Below are 2,072 nucleotides of genomic sequence, written 5' to 3' on the forward strand. Positions count from 1 at the left end.
CTGAGGAAAACGAGATTGAAATAAATTCCATTCTCGTTTTCCTCAAACAGAAATTGCTATCCGAGTTAGAGGTCAAGGAAGATTTAGACGGCCTCGTAAATCTTCAAAAGTAAGAATTATTGCCATAGTTGGTAAGAGTGATGGTATTAATACACAGTTGGATTTAGAAGTAATTTAAAAGTTAAAAGAAAAGGGTGCAGAGGTAAGATTTTTAAATCAACCAACACAGGAGATTTTATCTGATACTTTGCGGGAGGAACCTGGTTATCATATATTGATTTTTGCCGGGCATAGTTGTAGTAAAGAAGATGGTTCAATTGGTTGGATTTATTTGAACGAACGGGATAAATTAAGTATTAAAGAATTTAAAAATTCTTTGAGATATGCAATAGATAATGGGTTGCAGTTGGCAATATTTAATTCCTGTGATGGTTTGGGTTTAGCAAATCAGTTAGCGAAGCTTGGTTTATCACGAATTATTGTTATGCGAGAACCTGTTCCTGACCTGGTGGCAGTTAAATTTTTAGAGTATTTTTTTGCAGAATTTGCGAATAATCAATCTCTGTTTAAATCTATGAGAATAGCTCGAGAAAGATTAGAACATTTTGAGTCTGAATATCCAGGGGCAATGTGGTTACCCACTCTTTGTATTCAAGAAACAGCTTTGTCTCATCCTTTGAGTTGGCAGCAGTTAATTTCTTCCAATTTATGGCAGAAAGTTATCAATAAATTTAAGCTGCCTTTAGGACTAACGACAGGAATTTTATTGGTAATTTTGGGGATAAATTTAGTTAAAAATCAATTCACTGAAACTAAGGTTATCGGGATACAACCAGCAATTTTACAAAATATTAGTCAGGGGGAAAAGTTGTTAATTTCTTCCGAGAAAAATCCGGCAAAAGAAGAAGGAATTGAAAAATTTTATAATGGTAACTTTGCTCAGGCGATCGCTCAATTTCGCCAGTCTCTCCAAGTCAAGAAAAATGACCCGGAAACTTTGATTTATTTGAATAATGCAATTGCTCAACAAAAATCTGATACTAATATTGGGCAAAAGATAGAAATAGCAGTTAGCGTTCCTATTAGTCAGGAATCAGATATTTCCCAGGAAATTTTGCGAGGAGTTGCTCAAGCTCAAAGCGAATTTAATTGTGGTTTACCGGAAATTTCTCTGGCTATTAAAGATACTGAAAATCAACTAAATTGCTCTGGTAGTTTCAATGGTAAATTTTTAAAAGTTACTATTGCTGATGATGAATATCTGCCAGAAACTGCCGAAAAAATTGCTCAAACCTTAGTAGCAAAGGAAGAAATTATTGCCGTTATTGGTCACTCTTCTAGTGATATGACTTTACAAGCAGGAGAGATTTATAACAAAGCAGAATTAGTAGTAATTTCTCCTACTAGCACTTCTATTCTTTTGAAAAATTTCGGTAAATTTGTCTTGAGAGTTGCACCAAACGATCATCTAGCAGCTCAAACTCTATGGAATTATTTGGAACGACAAAATTGGGCAGATAAAAAAATAGCAGTTGCCTATATACCTGGTAATATTTATAGTCAGTCTTTAACTAAAGAATTTAATAAATTACTGCCAGAAAAATTCGTATATAAGTGCAATATTTCGTCCGGGAATTTTAGTGCCAGTGACTGTGTAGAAGAAGCACAAAATCGAGGAGCAGAAATAATGTTTTTAGTTCCAGCTACAGACAGAACTTTGAGTAATGTTATCGGCATCATTAATAATGCTAAAGGATTGAAATTATTGGGTGGAGATTCTATTTATAATCCCAGGGTATTAAAAGATGCAGGTCAACAAGCAGACCGAGCAAATTTAACTCTTGCTATTCCTTGGCATCGTCACCCTAACTCCCAATTTAGTCAAACAGCTCAAAAGTTTTGGAATGCGGAAATTAATTGGCGTACTGCTAAATCTTATGATGCGACTAAAACTATTATTAAAGCTGTAGATGAAATGATGGGTAATTATTCTCGTAAACAGTTACAAAGAATCTTATCTAATCCCAATTTTTCCTGTTACTCCTTCTAGGGAAAAATTGGGATTAGATAAG

The 2,072-nt window shown here is 34.3% G+C and carries 1 protein-coding gene and 1 pseudogene; both read left to right on the forward strand.

Annotated features, from left to right (window positions below):
• Positions 1-205: 205 nt before the first annotated feature.
• Positions 206-601, forward strand: a pseudogene (locus F6K13_RS30220) (CHAT domain-containing protein); the annotation flags it as partial.
• Positions 602-628: 27 nt separating this feature from the next.
• Positions 629-2,050 carry an ABC transporter substrate-binding protein gene (locus F6K13_RS30225; protein ID WP_287289432.1) on the forward strand — a complete coding sequence of 474 codons (1,422 nt, stop codon included), beginning with the start codon at positions 629-631 and terminating at the stop codon, positions 2,048-2,050.
• Positions 2,051-2,072: the final 22 nt, after the last annotated feature.

The organism is Okeania sp. SIO2B9 (assembly GCF_010672505.1).
In the GTDB taxonomy this organism is placed as follows: domain Bacteria; phylum Cyanobacteriota; class Cyanobacteriia; order Cyanobacteriales; family Microcoleaceae; genus Okeania; species Okeania hirsuta.

Coding starts and splice junctions, on each gene's coding strand:
- F6K13_RS30225 (WP_287289432.1), top strand. CDS start 629: ATGTGGTTACCCACTCTTTGTATTCAAGAAACAGCTTTGTCTCATCCT.